Consider the following 20711-nt stretch of genomic DNA (forward strand, 5'->3'; position numbering starts at 1 on the left):
TCCGCCCTGCCGGGAATGATATGGCCACGCCAAAATTCTTGCCAGGAGCCTGACATGACCCTCCCCATCCGGATCGCGCCGTCCATTCTTGCGGCCGACTATGCGAAACTCGGCCAGGAAGTGCGCGACGTCGTCGCGGCCGGCGCGGACTGGATCCATCTCGACATCATGGACGGTCATTTCGTGCCGAACATCTCCTTCGGGCCAGACGTCATCAAGGCGCTACGCCCGCATACCGATGCCTTCTTCGACTGCCACCTGATGATCGCGCCGGCCGATCCCTATCTCGAAGCCTTTGCCAAGGCCGGCTGCGACAGCATCACCGTGCATGCCGAGGCAGGCCCGCATCTCGACCGTTCGCTGCAGGCCATCAAGGCGCTCGGCAAGCGCGCCGGCGTGTCGATCAATCCGGCAACCTCGGAAAGCGTGCTCGAATATCTCCTCGACAAGATCGACCTCATCCTCGTCATGACGGTAAACCCCGGCTTCGGCGGCCAGAAGTTCATTCCGGCGATGGAGGAGAAGATCCGCCGCGTGCGCGCCCTCGTCGGCGACCGGCCGATCGATATCCAGGTGGACGGCGGCATCACCGTCGATACGATCGCCCTCCCCGCTGCGGCCGGCGCCAACGCCTTCGTCGCGGGGTCGGCCATCTTCGGCGGCGGCCATGTTGACGCCTATCGCAAAACCATCGACACTCTGCGCAGCAATGCGGAGGGAGCGCGGGCGTGAGCATCTTGCGAAGAGCGGCAATCGCCCTTGCGGCGTCCCTGCTATCAACGGCAGGCGCATCGGCGGGCGATTTCTCGACCTTCCAGTCCCTCGGATTCTCGCCCGACGGCAAGATCTACGCTTTCGAGGAATTCGGCATCCAGGACGGCTCGGGCTTCCCCTATTCCAACGTCTATTTCATCGACACGCAGAAGGACGCCTATCTCGCCGGCACACCGATCCGCGTGCGCATAGACAGCGAAGAGGCTGACATCGCCAAGGCGCGGGCGGATAGCCGCTACAAGGCGAAGGCGCTGATCGATCAGCACAAGGTGCTCTCCAATACCGGCGTGCTCGCCGCCTTCAACCCGATGGGCGAAGGGAACGTGGACCCCAGGCGCATCGAATATGTTCCGCATGCGATCGAGCCGGTGCCGGGCGGCAGCTACGCGCTGACGCTCGACGAAATCGCGCTGGACCTGCCGGACATGTGCCGGGACATCGCCCCGGACGGCGGCAAGGGTTTTCGCCTGAAGCTCGTCAGGCGCGACGGCCAAGCAACCGACAAGGTGCTGCACGAGGACACGCGCGTGCCGGAAAGCCGCAACTGCCCGATCTCCTATCAGATTTCGGGCGCCGTCGCCTTCCATCCGTCCGGCGCCGATCCTGTTCATGTCGCGCTCGTGCTGGTGCGTAGCTTCGGCTTCGAGGGTGCCGACGGTCGCTGGATCGCCGTGCCCTTCCGGCCTTGAACAGGGCCATCGCAGCAGCGCAAGGCAACGGGGCCTTTCGTGACGGGCCCGCACCGATCGTCCCGCACCTGCCGCTCCTCCTTGGCGGCGCGGCCGCCTGGGGCCTGCTCATGGCGGCCTGCGCCTTCTTCTCGCTCGTGATGCAGGGCCGCTGGCAATCCTTCCATCTGGAAAAGATCCTCGTCATCTATTTTGCCGGCGGGTTTCTCGCCTGGCTCTGCGTTCTGCCGATCGCGCGCCTGCTCTCGCGCCGCCGCAGCGCCGAGGCGCGCTTTGCCGCCCATTTCGCGCTGTTGAGCCTCGGCACGGTCGCCATGACGGCCTTCGTCTTCGCCATGGACTACCGGCTGTTCTATGCGCAGTGGCACCAGCCGTTCGGCACGCGTACCTGGTTCCTGCAGTTCCTCTTCACCTCGGCCGGCGCCACCTACCAGTTCCTCGTCATGGGCCTCGGGCTCTACCTGCCGGTCGGCCTGCCGGTGCTTGCCGGGGCCAGCCTGTGGCTGTCGCGGCCCATGATGCGTTGAGCTTGCCGGCCATCTTTGCTAAAGCGGCGGCAATTCCCACCTCCCAGAGAAAGTCTAGAGCCGATGATCCCTCGCTATTCCCGACCGGACATGGTCGCGATCTGGTCGCCTGAAACGAAGTTCCGCATCTGGTTCGAGATCGAGGCGCATGCCTGCGACGCGCTGGCGGATCTCGGCGTCATCCCGAAATCGGCCGCCGAGACGATCTGGGAAAAGGGCGGCAAGGCCGAGTTCGACGTCGCCCGCATCGACGAGATCGAAGCCGTCACCAAGCACGACGTCATCGCCTTCCTGACGCATCTTGCCGAATTCGTCGGCCCGGACAGCCGCTTCGTGCACCAGGGCATGACCTCGTCGGACGTGCTCGACACGACCTTCAACATCCAGCTCGTGCGCGCCGCCGATATTCTCCTCGCCGGCATGGACCGCGTGCTGGCTGCGCTCAAGGCCCGCGCCTTCGAGCATAAGGACACCATCCGCATCGGCCGCAGCCACGGCATCCATGCCGAGCCGACGACGATGGGCCTGACGCTCGCCCGCTTCTACGCCGAGATGGACCGGGGCCGCGCCCGCCTCGTGGCCGCCCGCGCGGAAATCGCCACCGGTGCGATCTCCGGCGCCGTCGGCACCTTCGCCAATATCGACCCGCGCGTGGAAGAGCATGTCTGCGCCAAGCTCGGCCTCGTACCCGAGCCCGTCTCCACGCAGGTCATCCCGCGCGACCGCCATGCGATGTTCTTCGCGACCCTCGGCGTCATCGCCTCGTCCATCGAGAACGTCGCGATCGAAATCCGCCATATGCAGCGCACGGAAGTCCTGGAAGCGGAAGAGTTCTTCTCGCCCGGCCAGAAGGGCTCCTCCGCCATGCCGCACAAGCGCAACCCGGTGCTGACGGAGAACCTGACCGGCCTTGCCCGCCTCGTGCGCATGGCCGTCACGCCCGCCATGGAGAACGTGGCGCTCTGGCACGAGCGCGACATTTCCCATTCCAGCGTCGAGCGCGGCATCGGCCCGGACACGACGATCACCCTCGACTTCGCACTGAACCGCCTTGCCGGCGTCATCGAGAAGCTGGTGATCTATCCGGAGAACATGCTGAAGAATATGAACAAGTTCCGCGGACTTGTTCACTCGCAGCGCGTCCTGCTTGCTCTTACGCAAGCCGGCGTGTCGCGCGAGGATGCCTACCGCCTCGTGCAGCGCAATGCCATGAAGGTCTGGGAACAGGGCAAGGACTTCCTGGAAGAGCTGCTGGCGGACGGCGAAGTGCGCGCTGCCCTTTCCGAAGAGCAGATCCGCGAAAAGTTCGACCTCGGCTATCACACCAAGCACGTCGATACGATCTTCCGCCGCGTCTTCGGCACCGTCTGACGCAAGACCGGAAATCAAAGGCGGCGATGGCGCCAATGGCGCCATCGCTCCCCTCTGGCGGGCGGTCTTGCACTCTCCTCCTGGCGCGGCACCGCCCGCGGAACTTGGCTATCGCGCTTCGTCGACGACGATCTTGCGATAGAGATGCCAGGTGGCATGGCCGAGGATCGGCATGATCACGGCAAGGCCGACGAAGATCGGGATCGTGCCGACGATGAGCAGGGCCGCGACGATGAGGCCCCAGCAGGCGATCGGCACCGGATTGACCAGCGTGGCGCGCAACGACGTTTCGATGGCGGCAACGGCCCCGACATCCCGGTCGAGCATCATCGGAAAGGCGATGACGGTCGTCGCCAGCACGACGAGGGCGAAGCAGAAGCCGATGGCATTGCCCGCCAGCATCAGCAGGAGCCCTTCCTCCGAACCGAAGACCGAAGCGAGGAAAAGCGCCATCGACTGCGGCGGTTCCGGTCCGAAGAGGCTGGTGTAGAGCATCTGCGCGAAGACGAGCCATGCCACGAACAGCACCATCAGCATGGCGCCGACGGCGAGGATTGAGGGCAGTGCGGGCGAGTGGCGCACTTCCAGCGCGTGACGCCAGGACGTATCCATGCCGCGCTCGCGCCGGCGGCTGATTTCATAGAGGCCGAGCGCGAAGAACGGGCCCAGCAGCGCGAAACCCGCAATCAGCGGAAAGATCAGCGGCAGCATGTTGGCGCCGGAACTCCAAGTGACGAGCACCGCCCCGCAGATCGGATAGATCAGGCTCAGGAAGACGTAATGGGACGGTTTCGCACGAAAATCGTCGAAGCCGCGCGCGAGCGCATCCCAGACATCGGACATCCCGATCCGTCGGATCGCCGGATGGGCCACCATGTCATTGGGGCCTGCCATTACATGAAACGTCGCCATGATGCTTCCTCCTTGCCGGCTTGGAACCGTCACGGCAGCGCGTGGAGGGCAATCGTCCGCCACCACGGCAGCCCGCGATAGGCATTGAGACGCCGAAGCATACACCCGACGGGGCGATTTGTCCCGCCCTCTTGACTTCAGCACTTCGTGAACGCACATGCCGCCGCATGAAAGCGTCAGAAGCAGAAATCCTCATCGTACCCGGCTACACCAATTCCGGCCCGGACCATTGGCAGAGCCGCTGGCAATCCAAGCTCGCCTCGGCCCGCCGCGTGGAACAGGCGGAATGGGCCAAGCCCGTACGGGAAGACTGGGTGCAGCGCGTGATCGAGGAGGTGGCGGCGGCAAGCAAGCCGGTCGTGCTCGTCGCCCATTCGCTCGGCGTGACGGCGGCCATCCACGCCGTCCCGCATCTCGGCAAAAAGGTCGTCGGCGCCTTCCTCGTCGCCCCGCCCGATGTCGCCAACCCGGAGATTCGCCCGAAGCACTTCATGACCTTCGGTCCCTATCCGCGCGATCCGCTGCCCTTCCCGTCCATCGTTGTCGCCAGCCGCAACGATCCGTTCGGGACCTACGAGCATGCGGACGACGTTGCCGCCGCCTGGGGATCGCTGATGCTCGATGCCGGCGAGGCCGGGCATATCAACGCCGAATCCGGCCATGGCCCCTGGCCCGAGGGAACGATGGTGTTCGCCCAGTTCCTCGGCAAGCTCAAGGCGCCCGCCTGAACATCCGGATTTCGTCATTAAGAGGAATTTCATAGAAATCCTGCACGCTACGGCTGTTGAGTTCATTGCAGGCGCCGCGTTTCATGGCCAAACCACCCGGTTCGACCTCCATTGCCGTGCGAGAAGCGGGCCGCGAACCGTTCTATCGCCGCCTTTTCGCGCGCTCCGGCTTCGGCTTCGCCGCGCTTGACGCTGATGGGCGCATCGTCGATGCCAATGCCGTCTTTCTGAAATCGTTCGGCGTTTCCTCGCTTTCGCAACTCCCCTCCTTCGAGGCCTGTGTCTCTACCAAGGATCGCCCCGTCCTCGCCGTCGCCTTGCGCGCGCGCCTGTCGGAGCAGGCTCCCTGGGAAATCCGCTTCCAGCGGCCGGACGGCGTTGAATTCTGGGTTCTCGCCTCGTTCATCGAGCCGCCGGCCCTGCCGGACGAGCGCGGCACCCCCGCTTTGATCGTACAAGCGATCGATATCGACGAGCGCAAGCGCAACACGCTGGAACTGGCGGAGCGGGAAAGCCGCTGGAACCATGCGCTGGAATCCGCCGGCCAGGGTGTCTGGGACCACGACTTCGCGCATGGCGACCTCTTTTACTCCCGTCAGTGGCGCACCATCCGCGGCCTGCAGCCGGACGACCCGATCGAGGCTTCGCTCGACGCGTGGATCCAGACGGTGCATCCGGACGACCGCAGCCATGTGCTTGCCCAGATCGCGCGGCAGGAAAGCGGCGAAGCGCCGTTCAGCGTCTTCAGCTATCGCGAACGGCACAGGGACGGACACTGGGTCTGGATCGAAAGCCGCGGCGCGGTCGTGGAATATGGGCCCGACGGCAAGCCAAGCCGCATCGCCGGCACGGATACCGACATCACCGAGCGCAAGGAGGCGGAGGAACGCCTCGCGCAGATGTCCCGCCGGCTGGAACTGGCGCTCGACGTCTCGCAAATCGGCGTCTTCGACGTCAACCTGCGCACCAGCGACGTGCGTTGGGACGACCGCATGGTGGAAATGTACGGCCTCACCGAGGAACCGGACAGCACGACATGGGAGCGGGCGCTGCATCCGGAAGACAGGCGGAAGGCCGCGGCGAAGGTCAGCGACGGCATCTTCCGTAGCCGGGACTTCGCCAACGAGTTCCGCATCATTCGCGGCGACGGCGAGATCCGCCACATCCGCGGCCGCGCTGCTCCCTATGTCGATACGACAGGCATTCCCCATCTCGTCGGCGCGAACTGGGACGTGACCGACGACGTGCAATTGCAGGAAGAACTGAAGCACGCCAGGGACCTTGCCGAAGCGCGCAACGACGAGCTGGAGGCAGCAAGGGCGCGCATCGAATACACCGCCCTGCACGACCACCTGACCGGCCTGCCGAACCGCCGCTATCTCGACGCGACGATCGAGGAGGCGGCGCAAACGGCGCAGCAGGCCGGCAGCCGCCTCGCCGTGCTGCATATTGATCTCGACCGCTTCAAGGAGATCAACGACACGCTGGGCCACCTTGCCGGCGACCAGATGCTGGTGCATGCCGCACGCATCCTCGGCGAGCTCAAGGGACCGTCCGATTTCGTCGCCCGCATCGGCGGCGACGAGTTCGTCTTCCTTTCCACCGGGGCCGGCGGCCGCAACCTCTCGGCCCTTGCCGAGGCGATCGTGACGGCGATGCGCAAGCCGGTCACCTTCAACGGCCATATCTGCCGCTTCGGCGCGAGCGTCGGGATCGCCAGCCAGTCGGGCGCGGCGATCGATGCCAAGCAGCTTCTCGTCAATGCCGACCTTGCGCTCTACCGCGCCAAGAACCGCGGCCGCAGCCGGCATGAATTCTTCACCAGCGACTTCCAGGCGCAGATCATCGTCAACAAGCAGACCGCCGACGACATTCTTTCCGGCATCGAGCAGCGCCGCTTCCTGCCCTGGTATCAGCCGCAGTTCTGCGCCCGCAGCCTCGACATGGTCGGCGTCGAGACGCTGGCGCGCTGCGATCATCCGACACGCGGCATCCTGACGCCGGATACCTTTCTCAAGATCGCCGAGGACCTCGATTGCGTGGCGATGATCGACCGGATCGTGCTGGAACGCTCGCTTGCCGACTTTGCCGGATGGCAAAAGTCCGGGCTTGGCATCGGCAAGATCTCGGCCAACATCTCCTCCAAGCGCCTGCACGATCCGGAACTCGCCCATTCGCTGCGCACGCTGGGCATCGCCCCCGGATCGCTCTCCTTCGAGCTGCTGGAATCGATATTCCTCGACGATTGCGACCGCACGGTCCTGGAAAACCTCGCCGAAATGCGCAAGCTCGGCATCGACATCGAAATCGACGATTTCGGCACTGGCCATGCCTCGATCGTCAGTCTGATGAAGCTCAGCCCGCGCCGGCTGAAGATCGACCGGCAATTGGTCAAACCCGTCAGCCGCTCGCCGGGGCAGCGCAAGCTGGTCGGCACCATCGTGGAGATCGGCCGTTCGCTGAACATCGAGGTGGTCGCCGAAGGTGTCGAGACCCCCGCCCATGTCGCCATCATGCGCGACCTCGGCTGCGACATCCTCCAGGGCTATGCACTCGCCCGCCCGATGCCGGCCGCCGCGATACCTGGTTTCATCGAGCGCCAGGAATGGCGTGCGCATGGCGGCACGGCGCGCGACCTGCAGAACGACATTCGCCGCGCCATCAGCCGCTAGGCGCGAAAAAGCCGCCCGGCAGGACCGGACGGCTCTCGAATGTACATTGTTCGGCGTTGGTCAGTTGGCTTCGAGCTGCGAAATGGCGACCGCCAGAAGCTCGATCATCTGCACGCGGATTTCGTCCTCGGTGCGGGCAACGCCGGCAGCGTCGAAATCCGTCTTGACCTTGCGCACGACGTCCTCATGGCCGACTTCCTCGAAATCGGCGGCGACGACGTCCTTGGCATATGCTTCCGCATCCGCGCCGGTCTTGCCGAGCAGGCCGGCAGCCCAAAGGCCGACCAGCTTGTTGCGGCGTGCCTCGGCCTTGAAGCGCAGCTCCTCGTCCAGCGCGAACTTGGCCTCGAAAGCCTTTTCCCGATCCTGCATGCTGCTCATGTATGGCTCCCGTAGATTCTCTTTCCCATTGGGGTTCAAAGCCCATAAATCAAAACAAGGGCAAAAGTGCAATGCGAACTTTTGTGAGCGGCAGCCTCGTGCCGGAAAGGCCGGAAATCGGGGGATCGGCAGAGACGCCGATTGTTAAACTGCGGCATTTCGTTTATGGGAGCCGGAAACGAACGACACCTGCGCGACCCAAGCGCGCCAACAAAGAGAAAAACCCATGAACCGTCGCCGCCGTATCTACGAAGGCAAGGCCAAGATTCTCTATGAGGGTCCCGAGCCGGGCACGCTGATCCAGTTCTTCAAGGACGATGCCACCGCCTTCAACAAGAAGAAACACGATGTCATCGACGGGAAAGGTGTGCTCAACAACCGGATTTCCGAATACATCTTCACGCAGCTCAACAAGATGGGCATCCCGACCCATTTCATCCGCCGCCTCAACATGCGCGAGCAGCTGATCAAGGAAGTCGAGATCATCCCGCTCGAAGTGGTCGTGCGCAACGTCGCCGCCGGCTCGCTTTCCAAGCGCCTCGGCATCGAGGAAGGCACCGTGCTGCCGCGCTCGATCATCGAATTCTATTTCAAGGCCGATGCGCTGGAAGACCCGATGGTCTCCGAAGAGCACATCACGGCCTTCGGCTGGGCAAGCCCGCAGGAACTCGACGACATCATGGCGCTCGCCATTCGCGTCAACGACTTCCTCTCCGGCCTCTTCCTCGGCGTCGGCATCCAGCTCGTCGATTTCAAGATCGAATGCGGCCGCCTCTACGAAGGCGACATGATGCGCATCATCATCGCCGACGAGATCTCGCCCGATAGCTGCCGCCTCTGGGACATCGCCACCCAGGAAAAGATGGACAAGGACCGCTTCCGCCGCGACATGGGCGGCCTCGTGGAAGCCTACCAGGAAGTGGCCCGCCGCCTCGGCATCATCAACGAGAACGAGCCCGTGCGCGGCACCGGCCCGGTTCTGGTGAAGTAACACGCTCCCCAAGGATGGAACGCAAAGACATGATCAAGGCACGCGTAACGGTTACGCTCAAGAACGGTGTTCTCGACCCGCAGGGCAAGGCCATCGAAGGCGCCCTCGGCAGCCTCGGCTTCGACGGCGTCGGCCAGGTCCGCCAGGGCAAGGTCTTCGACCTCGAAGTTCAGACCGCCGACCGCGCCAAGGCCGAAGCCGACCTCAAGGCCATGTGCGAGAAGCTGCTGGCCAACACGGTAATCGAGAATTATACTATCGCCCTCGCCTGATGGTTGAGGGAGATGAACAATGGCAGAAGTGACGAACGAACTGCTCTATGAAGTGCTGAGAAGCATCCACGCCAGAATGGATAAGCTGGACACGGGGCTTTCCGATCTTCGTAGCGAGATGATCACGATGCGCGGAGCGATCGTGACGGTTCAGCAGGACGTTCATCACATCTATTCGCGCCTGGACCGCGTGGACCAGCGTCTCGACCGTATCGAAAACCGCCTCGAACTGCGTGAACTCGCCGAGGCCCAGGCAAGGTTTGAACCACACCCATGAAGTCCGCCGTCGTCCAGCTTCCAGGCCTCAACCGCGACCGCGACATGATCGCGGCGCTGACCAAGATTTCCGGCCAGGCGCCGGTCACCGTCTGGCAGACGGAAACGGATTTGCCGGATGTCGATCTGATCGTCATTCCCGGCGGCTTCTCCTACGGCGATTACCTGCGCTGCGGCGCCATCGCCGCCCGCATGCCGGTCATGCAGGCGATCAAGGCGAAGGCCGAGGCCGGCGTGAAGGTGCTGGGCGTATGCAACGGCTTCCAGATCCTGCTCGAAGCAGGCCTGCTGCCGGGCGCGCTGATGCGCAATGCCTCGCTGAAATTCGTTTGCCGCGAAGTGAAGCTCGAAGTGGCGAATGCCGAAACGGACTTCACCCGCGCCTACGACAAGGGCCAGATCATCCGCTGCCCGGTCGCCCATCATGACGGCAATTTCTTCGCCGATACCGAGACGCTGGCGTCGATTGAAGGCAACGGCCAGGTCGTGTTCCGCTATGCCGAAGGAACCAACCCGAACGGCTCGATCAACGACATTGCCGGCGTGATCAACACCCGAGGCAACGTACTCGGCCTGATGCCGCACCCGGAAAACCTCATTGAGGCCGCCCATGGCGGTTCGGACGGTCGAGGTCTGTTCGCCTCTGTGCTCGACGTAATCGCTGCTTAACCCGGCCTTGTTATCAAGGGCGCATGTCCGCCATCGAAAGGCTTTCCATGCGCCCTCTTTTCTCCGCCAAGCTCCTTCTGCCGCTGGCTGCCGCTGCGGCTCTTGCCGGGTGCCAGACGAAGACGCCCGCACCGAAGGCCAACAACGGCGCCCTGCCCACCATGGAACGCATCGCGCTCGGCGCGAACAGTTGCTGGTTCAAGTCGGGCGACGCGGCCTTCAAGGCCTATCGCCTCGCACCGGAACTGAACTCCTTCTCCGGCAGGCCGCGCATCCTCGTCGTGCACCGCAATTCGCCGGAATCGCGCCCGCTGCTCGTCGTGCAGGCGGAAGGCAGCCCGGCCAGGCTCGACGCATTCGGCCCGATGATGAGCGAACCGGTCGGTGCGCGCATTACGACCGACGTCAAGCGCTGGGCCGCAGGCGGCAAGGGCTGCTAGGACGCTTCAGGCGTTCATGTCCCAATAGAACGATTTTCCGGCTTCCCGCCGCGCTTCGTCGCGGCTGATGCCGATATCCTGAAGCTGCTCTTCCGTAAGGTCCAGCAGGCAATAGCGAGTCCGCCGCTTGACATACCAGGCGCGGCAGGCGCGCCAACCGCGCTGAAAACTCGTCTTCAGGCTTGAGGAGCCTTTCGACGCGACGGGTGGGAATATTGTATCAATTGCCATGATCTCTTCTCCTGAAATGTCACTGGGAGCGTGACAATCGGTGCATTCAGGGAATAATTGACTCTCAAAACGGTGCAATATAAGAATTGCCACCATGACAAATTGGCTTCCAAATCTACAGGCCTCCGATGGCCCGCTTTATGTCCGCATTGCCGACCAGATCGAGCAGGCGATCAATACGGGGGCGCTTGCCGCCGGCAGCAAGCTGCCGCCGCAACGCAACCTCGCCTACGATGTCGGGGTGACGATCGGCACGATCAGCCGTGCCTATACGATGGTGCGCGAACGCGGCCTCGTCAGCGGCGAGGTCGGCCGTGGCACCTATGTGCTGGGGTCGCCTCCGGAGGGCGAGCACACCGCCTCCATCGATCCCGTCAGCGCCCGGCTGGTCGGCACGCGCGCCGCCCATGCCCCGCCCGGCAAACTGCGCTTCGACACGACGGCCGCGACCGATGTCGGCCAGTCGATGGCCATCACCGATATCCTCTCCGCGCTCTGCCGCGAGCAGCCGAACGAGATCGCCAGCTACACCCGCAACTTCCCGCCGCAATGGCTGGAAGCCGGCCGCCGCTGGCTGGGACGGGGCGATTGGCACCCTGCCCTCGAAAGCATCGTGCCGACGCTCGGTGCCCATGCAGCCGTTATCGCAGCTGTCTCGGTGATCACGTCGCCCGGCGACCGTATCGTCTTCGAGCATGTCACCTATTCGCAGGTCAGCCGCGGCACCACGCTCATCGGCCGCCAGACGATGCTCGTCGAATCGGATGCCGACGGCGTCATCCCCGAGGATTTCGAGCGGGTCTGCGTGCAGCAGCATCCCAAGCTCGCCTTCCTGATGACATCGGGCCAGAACCCGACGCTCTCCATCATGCCGGAAGAGCGGCGCCGGGCGATTGCCGCTATCGCCAGGCGGCACAATGTCTTCCTGATCGAGGACAATCTCTACGGCCGCACGATGGAGACGGGCATTCCGCTGCTCGCCGAAATCGCACCCGACCGCACCTTCCTCGTCGGGGGCCTGTCGAAGAGCGTCGCGGCCGGCGTGCGCGGCGGCTGGATCGCCTGCCCGCCGCACCTTGCCCAGCGCGTGCGCATCGCCCACAAGATGGTCAGCGGCGGCCTGCCCTATCTGCTGGCGGAAGTCGGCGCACGGCTCGTCCTGTCAGGCACCGCGGATGCGATCCGCGCCAAGGTTTCCGAGGAAGTGAGCGCGCGCGAGGCTCATGCACGGAAAATCTTCGCCGGGCTCGATTTCAATTCGCATCCGCGCGTGCCCTTCCTCTGGCTGAAGCTGCCCGATCCCTGGCTTTCCGGCACGTTCCGCCAAGCCGCATTCGCGGAGGATATCCTCATCGACGACGAGGACGAGTTCAAGGCCGGTCGTTCGGAAAAGACCTTTCACCGGGTGCGCATCGGCCTCTCCTCGCCGGAGAGCCGCGATGAGGTGGTGAGCGGACTGACGCGGCTGCGCCGCCTGCTGGAGCACGGCCCGACGGGCTATGACAGCCCGGCCTGAAAGCCCCGTTCTGCTGTGGCTGGCGGTCATTTTCCTGTCGCGCTGCAGGGCAGCATAGGCTAAAGAGACGGCAATCCTGCCCTCCACGACAAGACGAGCGACGATGACCATTTCGAACACCCGCCCGATCACCCCGGAGCTGATTGCCGCCCACGGGCTGAAGCCGGATGAATACGACCGCATCCTCTCGCTGATCGGCCGCGAGCCGACCTTCACCGAACTTGGCATCTTCTCGGCCATGTGGAACGAGCACTGCTCGTACAAGTCCTCCAAGCGCTGGCTGCGCACGCTGCCGACCAAGGGACCGCGCGTCATCCAGGGCCCGGGCGAAAATGCCGGCGTGGTCGACATCGACGACGGCGACTGCGTCGTCTTCAAGATGGAGAGCCACAACCACCCGTCCTATATCGAGCCCTACCAGGGCGCGGCGACGGGCGTCGGCGGCATCCTGCGTGACGTCTTCACCATGGGCGCCCGCCCGGTCGCGGCGATGAACGCGCTGCGCTTCGGCGCGCCCGACCATCCGAAGACCCGCCACCTCGTCTCGGGCGTCGTCGCCGGCGTCGGCGGCTACGGCAACTCCTTCGGCGTGCCGACCGTCGGCGGCGAAGTCGAGTTCGACGAGCGCTACAACGGCAACATCCTCGTCAACGCTTTTGCGGCCGGCCTTGCCAAGTCCAACGCGATCTTCCTGTCCGAAGCCAAGGGCGTCGGCCTGCCGGTCGTCTATCTTGGCGCCAAGACGGGCCGTGACGGCGTCGGCGGCGCGACCATGGCCTCGGCAGAATTCGACGAATCCATCGAGGAGAAGCGTCCGACCGTGCAGGTCGGCGACCCCTTCACCGAAAAGTGCCTGCTGGAGGCCTGCCTCGAACTGATGCAGACCGGCGCCGTCATCGCCATCCAGGACATGGGTGCCGCCGGCCTCACCTGCTCGGCCGTCGAGATGGGCGCCAAGGGCGACCTCGGCATCGAGCTGAACCTCGATCTGGTTCCGGTTCGCGAAGAGCAGATGACCGCCTACGAGATGATGCTGTCGGAAAGCCAGGAGCGCATGCTCATGGTTCTTGAGCCCGCCAAGGAAGAGGTCGCCAAGGCGATCTTCGTCAAGTGGGGCCTCGACTTCGCGATCGTCGGCTACACGACGGACGACCTGCGCTTCCGCATTCTGCACCAGGGCGAGGAAGTCGCGAACCTGCCGATCAAGCAGCTCGGCGACGAAGCACCGGAATACGACCGCCCCTGGCGCGAGCCCGGCAAGCCCGCGCCGCTGCCGGCGAACCTCGTGGCCGAACCGGCCAATTATGGCGAGGCCGTGCTGAAGCTCGTCGGTTCGCCGAACCAGTCGAGCCGCCGCTGGGTCTACGAGCAGTACGACACGCTCATCCAGGGCAATTCGCTGCAGATCCCCGGCGGCGATGCCGGCGTCGTGCGCGTCGAGGGCCATGCCACCAAGGCGCTCGCCTTCTCCTCGGACGTCACGCCGCGCTATGTCGAGGCTGATCCGTTCGAGGGCGGCAAGCAGGCCGTCGCCGAATGCTGGCGCAACATCACCGCAACTGGCGCCGAGCCGCTCGCCTCCACCGACAACCTGAACTTCGGCAACCCGGAAAAGCCGGAGATCATGGGCCAGTTCGTCAAGGCGATCCAGGGTATCGGCGAAGCCTGCCGCGCGCTCGACTTCCCGATCGTCTCCGGCAACGTCTCGCTCTACAACGAGACCAACGGCATCGCCATCCTGCCGACCCCGACCATCGCCGGCGTCGGCCTCCTGCCCGACTGGTCCACCATGGCGAAGATCGGCGGCGCGAAGGACGGCGACCACCTCCTTCTCATCGGCGTCGACGGCAGCCATCTCGGCCAGTCCGTCTACCTGCGCGACGTCGTCGGCAAGATCGATGGCCCGGCACCGGAGGTCGATCTCCATGCCGAACGCCGCAACGGCGATTTCGTCCGCTCGGCCATCCGCAACGGCCAGGTCACGGCCTGCCACGACATTTCCTCGGGCGGCCTCGTCGTCGCGCTTGCCGAAATGGCGATGGCATCCGGCAAGGGTGCCCGGATCGACCTCTCCGAGGCGAACGGACCGGCCCATGCGCTGCTCTTCGGCGAAGACCAGGCCCGCTACGTGATCGCCGTTCCGGCGGATCTCGCGAACTTCATCTCCGCCAATGCGGAAGGCGCGGGCATCCCGTTCCGCCGCCTCGGCACGGTCGGCGGTGACGCCTTGGCCGTGGATGGCCTGCTGTCGCTGCCGATTGAGCAATTGCGCAGCACCCATGAATCGTGGTTCCCTGACTTCATGGATGGCAACGGCAACGCCGCTGCCGCCGCGGAATAACGATAAGGGAGCAGTTCAATGGCTATGGCACCAGGCGATATCGAAGACCTGATCAAGTCCGGCATTCCCGGAGCGAAGGTGGTCATCCGCGATCTTGCCGGTGACGGCGACCACTATGCGGCCGAGGTCGTCGCGGAAGCCTTCCGCGGCAAGACCCGCGTGCAGCAGCACCAGATGGTCTATGACGCGCTGAAGGGCAATATGGGCGGCGTGCTGCACGCGCTCGCCCTCCAGACCTCCATCCCGGATTGATTCGGGATGGCCGGCCTCCTCGATGAACTCGTCTCCGGCGTGGTCGACGCAGCCCTCAAGGAGGTGCTGAAGAAGACCGGCGTGCGCAAGACCACAAGGCGCACGCGCCGCAAGACCACGACGCGCAAGAAGGCGTCCGGTGGCATCCTTGGCGATATTATCGAGGCCGCGCTGAAGCCGGCAAGGAAGACGGCCAAGCGCCCGCGCAAGCAGGTGAGCCGCCGGCGCACCGCGGCAAACCGCAGCCGCCAGCGCAGCCGCTGAGGGCGGCGAACGCGCAACACCTCCGAAATCGTAAGGCACCCCCTTGCATTTTTTCCGGAGACCTTCTGGCATTTGTCACCCGAGGTTGTTATCTAGGGCGAACTGTTCATCGCATCGGCCCTTGAAGCCGATTTGCTAGGGAATACTGCAATGAGTGGCATCCACGATTTCATCGAAAACGAAGTGAAGACCAACGACGTCGTCCTCTTCCTGAAGGGCACGCCGGAATTCCCGCAGTGTGGGTTCTCCGGTCAGGTCGTGCAGATCCTCGACTATGTGGGTGTGGACTACAAGGGCATCAACGTGCTCGCCGACGCCGACATCCGCCAGGGCATCAAGGACTATTCCAACTGGCCGACCATCCCGCAGCTTTATGTGAAGGGTGAATTCATCGGCGGTTGCGACATCGTGCGCGAGATGTTCCAGTCCGGCGAGTTGCAGTCCCACCTTCAGGGGCTCGGTATTTCGATCAAGGGCGCTGCCTGACGCTTCACGGTCTTCCGGCCGGCAAGCTTTTTCAAAGGCGCCGCATAACAGCGGCGCCTTATCTCTTTCATGGATTTAATTGATATGTCTGGACTTTCCCCCGAATCGGCCCAGCGCCTCAAAGGCATGGGCAAGATAGAATTCATTGCGCTCATGGCGCTCCTGATGGCGCTCAACGCGCTCGCCATCGACATCATGCTGCCCGGCCTCCAGGAGATCGGCGCGAGCCTCGGCGTCGAGAACGAGAACCACCGGCAATATGTCATCTCGGCCTATCTGATCGGCTTTGCCTTCGCGCAGTTGCTCTACGGCCCGGTCTCCGACCGGTTCGGCCGGCGCATTCCCATGTTTGTCGGGCTCGGCATCTACATCGTGTCGTCGCTGGCCGCGATTCTCGTGCCGAGCTTCGCCGCCCTGCTGGCGGTGCGCTTCATCCAGGGCATCGGCTCGGCCGCCATGCGCGTCATCACCGTCTCGATCGTCCGCGACATTTTCGGCGGGCGTGCGATGGCGGAAGTCATGTCGCTGATCATGATGGTGTTCATGGTCGTGCCCGTCATGGCGCCGGGCACCGGGCAGGTCGTCATGCTGTTCGGCGACTGGCACCTGATCTTCGTCTTCATGGCGGTCATGGCGGCCGCCATCTGGGCCTGGATGTATTTCCGCCTGCCCGAGACGCTGCATCCCGACGACGTGCGCCCCTTCACGGTGCGCTCGGTCCTCGCCGGCTTCCGCATCGTCCTGACGGACCGCGTGGCGCTCTGCTACACGCTGGCGAGCACCTTCATCTTCGGGGCGCTCTTCGGCTTCATCAACTCGGCGCAGCAAATCTATGTCGGCATCTACGGGCTTGGCGTCTGGTTCCCGGTCGCCTTCGCAGGCGTCGCCGCCTTCATGGCGCTGTCGTCCTTCGTCAATGCCCGGCTCGTCGGCCAGTTCGGCATGCGGCGGCTGTCGCATGGCGCGCTGCTCGGCTTCATGGCCGTCAACGCCCTGTGGCTGGTGTTGACGCTCGCCTGGCCCGGCCACGTGCCGTTCGCGATCTTCATCGTGCTGTTCGCGCTGTCGATGTTCCAGTTCGGCTGGATCGGCTCGAACTTCAATTCGCTCGCCATGGAACCGCTCGGCCACGTCGCCGGCACGGCCTCCTCGGTGCTCGGCTTCATGGGCACCGCAGGCGGCACGGTGATCGGCGCCATCATCGGCCAGTCGTTCGACGGCACGGCGCTGCCGCTCGTCATGGGCTTCTTCATCCTGTCGGTCATCGGCCTCGTCTTCGTGCTGATCGCCGAACACGGAAAGCTCTTCCAGCCGCACAACAAAGCCGTCTGAGAACAGCAGGACGACAAACGCAAAAGGCCCGGTTGCCATTGGTAACCGGGCCTTTTTCCATGATTGGAAGATCGGCCTCAGTCGACGAAGACGTCGCGACGAAGCATTTCCCAGCTCTCCCTGTCCGGCGCCAGCAGCAGGCCACCTTCGACATGGTGCGGCATGTAGCGCGAACCGTCGAAGCGGGCGGCATAGGCACCGGCTTCCTCGGCGATCAGCGTGCCGGCCAGGTGATCCCAGGGCATCAGCTTGTTGTACATGAGATAGTGCAGGTTGCCGCCGGCAAAGGTGCGGTATTCGTGCGCGGCGCAACGGTAGTTGGAAACGAAGGCCACCTTGGCGAGGTTGCCCAGAATGCGGGCACGGCGCTCGCGGTCGAGGAAGCTCGTGGAGGCCATGCCGGTCATGTCCTCGAGCGCGGCCGCGCCGCGCGTCTTCAGCCTGACAGCCGGGCGGTGATCGCCGGTCTGCCAGGCACCGCCGCCCTTTTCCGCCATCACGAAATCGTCGCCCATCGGATCGTAGATGATGCCGCCGACCGTTTCGCCGCCGGAGACGATCGCCGCCATGACGCCGAAGAGCGGCACGCCGGCCGCGAAATTGAAGGTGCCGTCGATGGGATCGACGACGATGGCAAGCTCGGCATCGGCAAGTTTCGGCAGGAGCGCCGGATCGGCCGCGACCGATTCCTCGCCGACGAACAGCACACCCGGAAACTGCGCCTTCACCTCACGGCTGATGAAGCGTTCCGCCGCTTCGTCGGCCGCCGTCACAAGGTCGTTGGCATCCGCCTTGGTGCGGATGTCGCCCTTGGCAAGCGCGCGAAAGCGCGGGCGGATTTCGGCCTCCGCCGCCTGTGCAAGCACGAGCGCGAGGGCATTGATGTCAATCGTCGTCATGGGGCCTTACCGTTTCGAGGGAGGAGAAATCGAAAAGCTTGGTATCGAGAAGATGGGACGGGTTGGTATGGCCGAGGGCGCGCAGCATGGCGTCCTTGCGGCCCGGCATGCGCGTCTCGATATCGGCCAGCATCGCCTTCATCGCGTTGCGCTGCAGCCCGTCCTGCGAGCCGCAGAGATCGCAGGGAATAATCGGGAACTTCATGGCGACGGCGAATTTCGCAAGATCGTCCTCCGCCGCATAGGCGAGCGGGCGCAGAAGCATGAGGTCGCCCTCGTCGTTCAGGAGCTTCGGCGGCATGGCGGCAAGCCGCCCGCCGTGGAAGAAGTTCATGAAGAAGGTTTCGAGAATGTCCTCCCGGTGATGGCCCAGCACCAGCGCGTCGCAGCCCTCCTCCCGGGCAATGCGATAGAGATTGCCGCGCCGAAGCCGCGAGCACAGCGAGCAATAGGTCGCCCCCGACGGCACCTTCTCCTTCACGATGGAATAGGTGTCGCGATATTCGATGCGGTGTTTGATGCCGATGGATTTCAGGTAATCCGGCAGGATGTGCTTGGGAAAGTTCGGCTGGCCCTGATCAAGGTTGCAGGCGATGAGCTCCACCGGCAGCAGGCCGCGCCATTGAAGGTCCATCAGCAGCGCCAGCAGGCCGTAGCTGTCCTTGCCGCCGGAGAGGCCGACGAGCCAGCGTTTCTGGCCCTTCAGCATGGAAAAGTCGTCCATCGCCTGGCGCACCTGCCGCAGCAGGCGCTTGCGCAGCTTGTTGAACGAGACGCTGGAAGGCGCATCCGCAAAGAGCGGATGGCGACCGTCGTCCTGCGTGTCGTCATCGGTCTCGGTGAAGGCAAGGGTCATGCGCCTGCAATGCCCCGAACCGCCGGCACAATCAAGCCCCGAAGACCGACCATCCCGTGCGCGCCGCCAGCATTTCCAGCGCCAGCGAGCCGATGAGCGAATTGCCGTTCTCGTTGAGGCCCGGCGACCAGACGGCGACCGACGCCTTGCCCGGCGCGACGGCGAGGATGCCGCCGCCGACGCCGCTCTTGCCCGGCAAGCCGACGCGATAGGCAAAATCGCCCGAACCGTCATAATGGCCGCAGGTCAGCATCAGCGCGTTGATGCGCCGCGCCCGCATATGGGAGACGACGCGGTGGCCGGTCAGCGGATTGGTGCCGCTATTGGCGAGGAACAGCCCGGCGCGCGCAAGCTGCCGGCAGCTCATCGCCAGCGCGCATTGATGAAAGTAGACGCCGAGCACCAGTTCGGCGGCATGATCGAGCTTGCCGAAGGAGCGCAGGAAATTGGCGAGCGCAAAATTGCGAAAGCCCGTCGCCTGCTCCGAACGCGCCACGGCCTGGTCGACGATGATGTCGTCCTCGTCCGCCAGATAACGCAGGAAGCGCACGATCTCGCCGATCGCCTCCTTCGGCGTGTGGCCGGCGAGCACGAGGTCCGTGATGGCGATGGCACCGGCATTGATGAAGGGATTGCGCGGGATGCCGCCCTCATATTCGAGCTGAACGATGGAGTTGAAGGCCGAGCCGGACGGTTCGCGCCCGACACGCTTCCAGATACTCTCGCCATGCTTGCCGAGCGCCAGCGTGAGGGTGAACACCTTGGAAATGCTCTGGATGGAGAAGGCTTCCTCCGCATCGCCCGCCAGATGGGTCTCGCCATCGACCGTGACGACGGCCATGCCGAATTTCTGCGGGTCCACATGGGCAAGCTGCGGAATATAGTCGGCCACCTTGCCCTCGCCGCGCCGCGGCGACAGGCTCGCATGGATTTCCTCGACGATGGCCTGCAAGTCCGTCATTGCGGGTACCCCAAAAGAAAAAGCCGCCAATCTCTTGGCGGCTTTTCCAAATTGCGCAAGGCGTCTTCGCGAATTAACGCGAGTAGAATTCGACGACCAGGTGCGGTTCCATGACGACCGCGTACGGAACGTCGGAGAGAACCGGAACGCGAACGAAGGTCGCGGTCATCTTGTTGTGGTCGGCTTCGATGTAGTCCGGAACGTCGCGCTCAGCGAGGCCGACGGATTCGAGAACCGTGACGAGCTGCTTGGACTTTTCCTTGACTTCGATGACATCGCCCGGCTTGCAGCGGTAGGAACCGATGTTGACGCGGACGCCGTTGACCTTGACGTGGCCGTGGTTGACGAACTGACGGGCAGCGAAGACCGTCGGAACGAACTTGGCGCGGTAGACGATCGCGTCGAGGCGCGATTCGAGCAGGCCGATCAGGTTTTCCGGGGTGTCGCCCTTGCGGCGTTCGGCTTCGGCGAAGATCGCGCGGAACTGCTTCTCGCGGATGTCGCCGTAGTAGCCCTTCAGCTTCTGCTTGGCGCGCAGCTGCACACCGAAGTCCGAAAGCTTGGACTTGCGGCGCTGGCCGTGCTGGCCCGGGCCGTATTCGCGGCGGTTGACCGGGGACTTCGGACGGCCCCAGATGTTTTCGCCCATGCGGCGGTCGATTTTGTACTTGGATGCAGCGCGCTTGCTCATCGCATTTCCTCTAGGTCTTGTTATGGCCCGCCCGTTGCCGGGCCGGCTGAAGGAAACACGCCCTCCTCTGAACCGTTTCGGGTTCCGACAGGCTTCTCACGATCGCGACCGGAGAATCCACGGGACATGTCAAATGAAACACCGGACATTGCTGCCCGGCGCTGGCGGGGTCATTAGGCG

The 20711-nt window shown here is 64.2% G+C and carries 24 protein-coding genes; 17 read left to right on the top strand and 7 right to left on the bottom strand.

All coding sequences use genetic code 11. From position 1 onward, the window contains the following. The first annotated feature begins 54 nt into the window (after positions 1-54). The 4 genes from rpe to purB all read left to right on the top strand — a co-directional run bounded on the left by rpe (position 55) and on the right by purB (position 3361). Complete coding sequence (gene rpe / locus Q9316_RS09835; protein ID WP_306034990.1) at positions 55-732, top strand: ribulose-phosphate 3-epimerase; 678 nt, start codon at positions 55-57, stop codon at positions 730-732. Then, positions 729-1463: a DUF2259 domain-containing protein gene (locus Q9316_RS09840; protein ID WP_306034991.1), complete on the top strand. Its 735-nt coding sequence runs from the start codon at positions 729-731 to the stop codon at positions 1461-1463. The genes rpe and Q9316_RS09840 overlap by 4 nt, the downstream gene beginning before the upstream one ends. Then, positions 1460-1990: a hypothetical protein gene (locus Q9316_RS09845; protein WP_306034992.1), complete on the top strand. Its 531-nt coding sequence runs from the start codon at positions 1460-1462 to the stop codon at positions 1988-1990. Before Q9316_RS09840 ends, Q9316_RS09845 begins: the two co-directional genes overlap by 4 nt. Positions 1991-2053: 63 nt before the next feature. Beyond that, positions 2054-3361 (top strand): adenylosuccinate lyase, encoded by a 1308-nt coding sequence (purB, locus tag Q9316_RS09850; RefSeq protein ID WP_306034993.1) that lies wholly within the window; start codon positions 2054-2056, stop codon positions 3359-3361. A gap of 108 nt (positions 3362-3469) precedes the next feature. Here purB and Q9316_RS09855 read toward each other — a convergent pair whose 3' ends face one another. Next, the gene (locus tag Q9316_RS09855; protein WP_306034994.1) at positions 3470-4273 is read right to left on the bottom strand and encodes a DUF2189 domain-containing protein; all 804 of its coding nucleotides are present in this window, start codon (positions 4271-4273) and stop codon (positions 3470-3472) included. 167 nt (positions 4274-4440) lie between these two features. Here Q9316_RS09855 and Q9316_RS09860 point away from each other — a divergent pair, with 167 nt between their 5' ends. Both Q9316_RS09860 and Q9316_RS09865 read left to right on the top strand, forming a co-directional pair. Next, positions 4441-5001 carry an RBBP9/YdeN family alpha/beta hydrolase gene (locus Q9316_RS09860; protein ID WP_306034995.1) on the top strand — a complete coding sequence of 187 codons (561 nt, stop codon included), beginning with the start codon at positions 4441-4443 and terminating at the stop codon, positions 4999-5001. A gap of 83 nt (positions 5002-5084) precedes the next feature. Then, positions 5085-7673, top strand: a complete 2589-nt coding sequence (locus Q9316_RS09865) for a sensor domain-containing protein (protein ID WP_306034996.1) — start codon at positions 5085-5087, stop codon at positions 7671-7673. A gap of 60 nt (positions 7674-7733) precedes the next feature. Here the strand turns inward: Q9316_RS09865 and Q9316_RS09870 are convergent, their stop codons facing one another. Then, positions 7734-8054 carry a DUF1476 domain-containing protein gene (locus Q9316_RS09870; protein ID WP_306034997.1) on the bottom strand — a complete coding sequence of 107 codons (321 nt, stop codon included), beginning with the start codon at positions 8052-8054 and terminating at the stop codon, positions 7734-7736. 226 nt (positions 8055-8280) lie between these two features. On the opposite strand from Q9316_RS09870, the gene purC reads away from it, so the two are divergent. From purC to Q9316_RS09895, 5 genes are read left to right on the top strand one after another with little or no spacing between them, the layout of a single operon-like run. Beyond that, on the top strand, positions 8281-9045 hold the full coding sequence (gene purC, locus Q9316_RS09875; RefSeq protein WP_064330132.1) for a phosphoribosylaminoimidazolesuccinocarboxamide synthase: 765 nt from the start codon (positions 8281-8283) through the stop codon (positions 9043-9045). Between the two features lie 29 nt (positions 9046-9074). Continuing rightward, complete coding sequence (gene purS, locus Q9316_RS09880) at positions 9075-9317, top strand: phosphoribosylformylglycinamidine synthase subunit PurS (RefSeq protein WP_226918873.1); 243 nt, start codon at positions 9075-9077, stop codon at positions 9315-9317. A gap of 19 nt (positions 9318-9336) precedes the next feature. Then, complete coding sequence (locus Q9316_RS09885) at positions 9337-9594, top strand: hypothetical protein (protein ID WP_306034998.1); 258 nt, start codon at positions 9337-9339, stop codon at positions 9592-9594. Continuing rightward, on the top strand, positions 9591-10262 hold the full coding sequence (gene purQ, locus Q9316_RS09890) for a phosphoribosylformylglycinamidine synthase subunit PurQ (RefSeq protein WP_306034999.1): 672 nt from the start codon (positions 9591-9593) through the stop codon (positions 10260-10262). The genes Q9316_RS09885 and purQ overlap by 4 nt, the downstream gene beginning before the upstream one ends. A 47-nt stretch (positions 10263-10309) precedes the next feature. Then, a complete protein-coding gene (locus Q9316_RS09895; protein WP_306035000.1) occupies positions 10310-10702 on the top strand; it encodes a hypothetical protein in 393 nt (130 codons plus the stop codon). Positions 10703-10708: 6 nt separating this feature from the next. On the opposite strand, the gene Q9316_RS09900 is transcribed toward Q9316_RS09895, so the two are convergent. Next, positions 10709-10933, bottom strand: coding sequence for a DUF1127 domain-containing protein (locus Q9316_RS09900; protein WP_306035001.1), 225 nt, complete (start codon positions 10931-10933; stop codon positions 10709-10711). A 94-nt stretch (positions 10934-11027) separates the two neighbouring features. Here Q9316_RS09900 and Q9316_RS09905 point away from each other — a divergent pair, with 94 nt between their 5' ends. The 6 genes from Q9316_RS09905 to Q9316_RS09930 all read left to right on the top strand — a co-directional run bounded on the left by Q9316_RS09905 (position 11028) and on the right by Q9316_RS09930 (position 17124). Continuing rightward, on the top strand, positions 11028-12449 hold the full coding sequence (locus Q9316_RS09905; RefSeq protein ID WP_306035002.1) for an aminotransferase-like domain-containing protein: 1422 nt from the start codon (positions 11028-11030) through the stop codon (positions 12447-12449). Positions 12450-12552: 103 nt separating this feature from the next. After that, on the top strand, positions 12553-14790 hold the full coding sequence (purL, locus tag Q9316_RS09910; protein WP_306035003.1) for a phosphoribosylformylglycinamidine synthase subunit PurL: 2238 nt from the start codon (positions 12553-12555) through the stop codon (positions 14788-14790). An 18-nt stretch (positions 14791-14808) separates the two neighbouring features. Then, positions 14809-15042 carry a BolA family transcriptional regulator gene (locus Q9316_RS09915; protein ID WP_306035004.1) on the top strand — a complete coding sequence of 78 codons (234 nt, stop codon included), beginning with the start codon at positions 14809-14811 and terminating at the stop codon, positions 15040-15042. Positions 15043-15048: 6 nt separating this feature from the next. Beyond that, the gene (locus Q9316_RS09920) at positions 15049-15306 is read left to right on the top strand and encodes a hypothetical protein (RefSeq protein ID WP_306035005.1); all 258 of its coding nucleotides are present in this window, start codon (positions 15049-15051) and stop codon (positions 15304-15306) included. A 150-nt stretch (positions 15307-15456) separates the two neighbouring features. After that, complete coding sequence (grxD, locus tag Q9316_RS09925; protein ID WP_306035006.1) at positions 15457-15792, top strand: Grx4 family monothiol glutaredoxin; 336 nt, start codon at positions 15457-15459, stop codon at positions 15790-15792. 126 nt (positions 15793-15918) lie between these two features. After that, the gene (locus Q9316_RS09930) at positions 15919-17124 is read left to right on the top strand and encodes a multidrug effflux MFS transporter (RefSeq protein WP_306035264.1); all 1206 of its coding nucleotides are present in this window, start codon (positions 15919-15921) and stop codon (positions 17122-17124) included. A gap of 77 nt (positions 17125-17201) precedes the next feature. Here the strand turns inward: Q9316_RS09930 and Q9316_RS09935 are convergent, their stop codons facing one another. From Q9316_RS09935 to rpsD, 4 genes are all read right to left on the bottom strand, one after another. Beyond that, complete coding sequence (locus Q9316_RS09935) at positions 17202-18023, bottom strand: inositol monophosphatase family protein (protein WP_306035007.1); 822 nt, start codon at positions 18021-18023, stop codon at positions 17202-17204. After that, positions 18010-18879 (bottom strand): tRNA 2-thiocytidine(32) synthetase TtcA, encoded by an 870-nt coding sequence (ttcA, locus tag Q9316_RS09940; RefSeq protein ID WP_306035008.1) that lies wholly within the window; start codon positions 18877-18879, stop codon positions 18010-18012. The genes Q9316_RS09935 and ttcA overlap by 14 nt, the downstream gene beginning before the upstream one ends. Before the next feature lie 31 nt (positions 18880-18910). Beyond that, entirely contained in the window at positions 18911-19840 is a 930-nt protein-coding gene (locus tag Q9316_RS09945) for a glutaminase (RefSeq protein WP_306035009.1), read from the bottom strand. A 73-nt stretch (positions 19841-19913) separates the two neighbouring features. Further along, positions 19914-20531, bottom strand: coding sequence for a 30S ribosomal protein S4 (rpsD, locus tag Q9316_RS09950; protein WP_119258341.1), 618 nt, complete (start codon positions 20529-20531; stop codon positions 19914-19916). Positions 20532-20711 lie beyond the last annotated feature (180 nt).

This window comes from Shinella zoogloeoides, from assembly GCF_030733845.1.
Classification (GTDB): domain Bacteria; phylum Pseudomonadota; class Alphaproteobacteria; order Rhizobiales; family Rhizobiaceae; genus Shinella; species Shinella zoogloeoides_C.

Excerpts from the sequence above, each read along its gene's own strand:
- rpe (WP_306034990.1), top strand. The coding sequence starts at position 55 with ATGACCCTCCCCATCCGGATCGCGCCGTCCATTCTTGCGGCCGACTAT.
- purB (WP_306034993.1), top strand. The coding sequence starts at position 2,054 with ATGATCCCTCGCTATTCCCGACCGGACATGGTCGCGATCTGGTCGCCT.
- Q9316_RS09855 (WP_306034994.1), bottom strand. The coding sequence starts at position 4,273 with ATGGCGACGTTTCATGTAATGGCAGGCCCCAATGACATGGTGGCCCAT.
- Q9316_RS09860 (WP_306034995.1), top strand. The coding sequence starts at position 4,441 with ATGAAAGCGTCAGAAGCAGAAATCCTCATCGTACCCGGCTACACCAAT.
- Q9316_RS09865 (WP_306034996.1), top strand. The coding sequence starts at position 5,085 with ATGGCCAAACCACCCGGTTCGACCTCCATTGCCGTGCGAGAAGCGGGC.
- Q9316_RS09870 (WP_306034997.1), bottom strand. The coding sequence starts at position 8,054 with ATGAGCAGCATGCAGGATCGGGAAAAGGCTTTCGAGGCCAAGTTCGCG.
- purC (WP_064330132.1), top strand. The coding sequence starts at position 8,281 with ATGAACCGTCGCCGCCGTATCTACGAAGGCAAGGCCAAGATTCTCTAT.
- purS (WP_226918873.1), top strand. The coding sequence starts at position 9,075 with ATGATCAAGGCACGCGTAACGGTTACGCTCAAGAACGGTGTTCTCGAC.
- Q9316_RS09885 (WP_306034998.1), top strand. The coding sequence starts at position 9,337 with ATGGCAGAAGTGACGAACGAACTGCTCTATGAAGTGCTGAGAAGCATC.
- purQ (WP_306034999.1), top strand. The coding sequence starts at position 9,591 with ATGAAGTCCGCCGTCGTCCAGCTTCCAGGCCTCAACCGCGACCGCGAC.
- Q9316_RS09895 (WP_306035000.1), top strand. The coding sequence starts at position 10,310 with ATGCGCCCTCTTTTCTCCGCCAAGCTCCTTCTGCCGCTGGCTGCCGCT.
- Q9316_RS09900 (WP_306035001.1), bottom strand. The coding sequence starts at position 10,933 with ATGGCAATTGATACAATATTCCCACCCGTCGCGTCGAAAGGCTCCTCA.
- Q9316_RS09905 (WP_306035002.1), top strand. The coding sequence starts at position 11,028 with ATGACAAATTGGCTTCCAAATCTACAGGCCTCCGATGGCCCGCTTTAT.
- purL (WP_306035003.1), top strand. The coding sequence starts at position 12,553 with ATGACCATTTCGAACACCCGCCCGATCACCCCGGAGCTGATTGCCGCC.
- Q9316_RS09915 (WP_306035004.1), top strand. The coding sequence starts at position 14,809 with ATGGCTATGGCACCAGGCGATATCGAAGACCTGATCAAGTCCGGCATT.
- Q9316_RS09920 (WP_306035005.1), top strand. The coding sequence starts at position 15,049 with ATGGCCGGCCTCCTCGATGAACTCGTCTCCGGCGTGGTCGACGCAGCC.
- grxD (WP_306035006.1), top strand. The coding sequence starts at position 15,457 with ATGAGTGGCATCCACGATTTCATCGAAAACGAAGTGAAGACCAACGAC.
- Q9316_RS09930 (WP_306035264.1), top strand. The coding sequence starts at position 15,919 with ATGGGCAAGATAGAATTCATTGCGCTCATGGCGCTCCTGATGGCGCTC.
- Q9316_RS09935 (WP_306035007.1), bottom strand. The coding sequence starts at position 18,023 with ATGACGACGATTGACATCAATGCCCTCGCGCTCGTGCTTGCACAGGCG.
- ttcA (WP_306035008.1), bottom strand. The coding sequence starts at position 18,879 with ATGACCCTTGCCTTCACCGAGACCGATGACGACACGCAGGACGACGGT.
- Q9316_RS09945 (WP_306035009.1), bottom strand. The coding sequence starts at position 19,840 with ATGACGGACTTGCAGGCCATCGTCGAGGAAATCCATGCGAGCCTGTCG.
- rpsD (WP_119258341.1), bottom strand. The coding sequence starts at position 20,531 with ATGAGCAAGCGCGCTGCATCCAAGTACAAAATCGACCGCCGCATGGGC.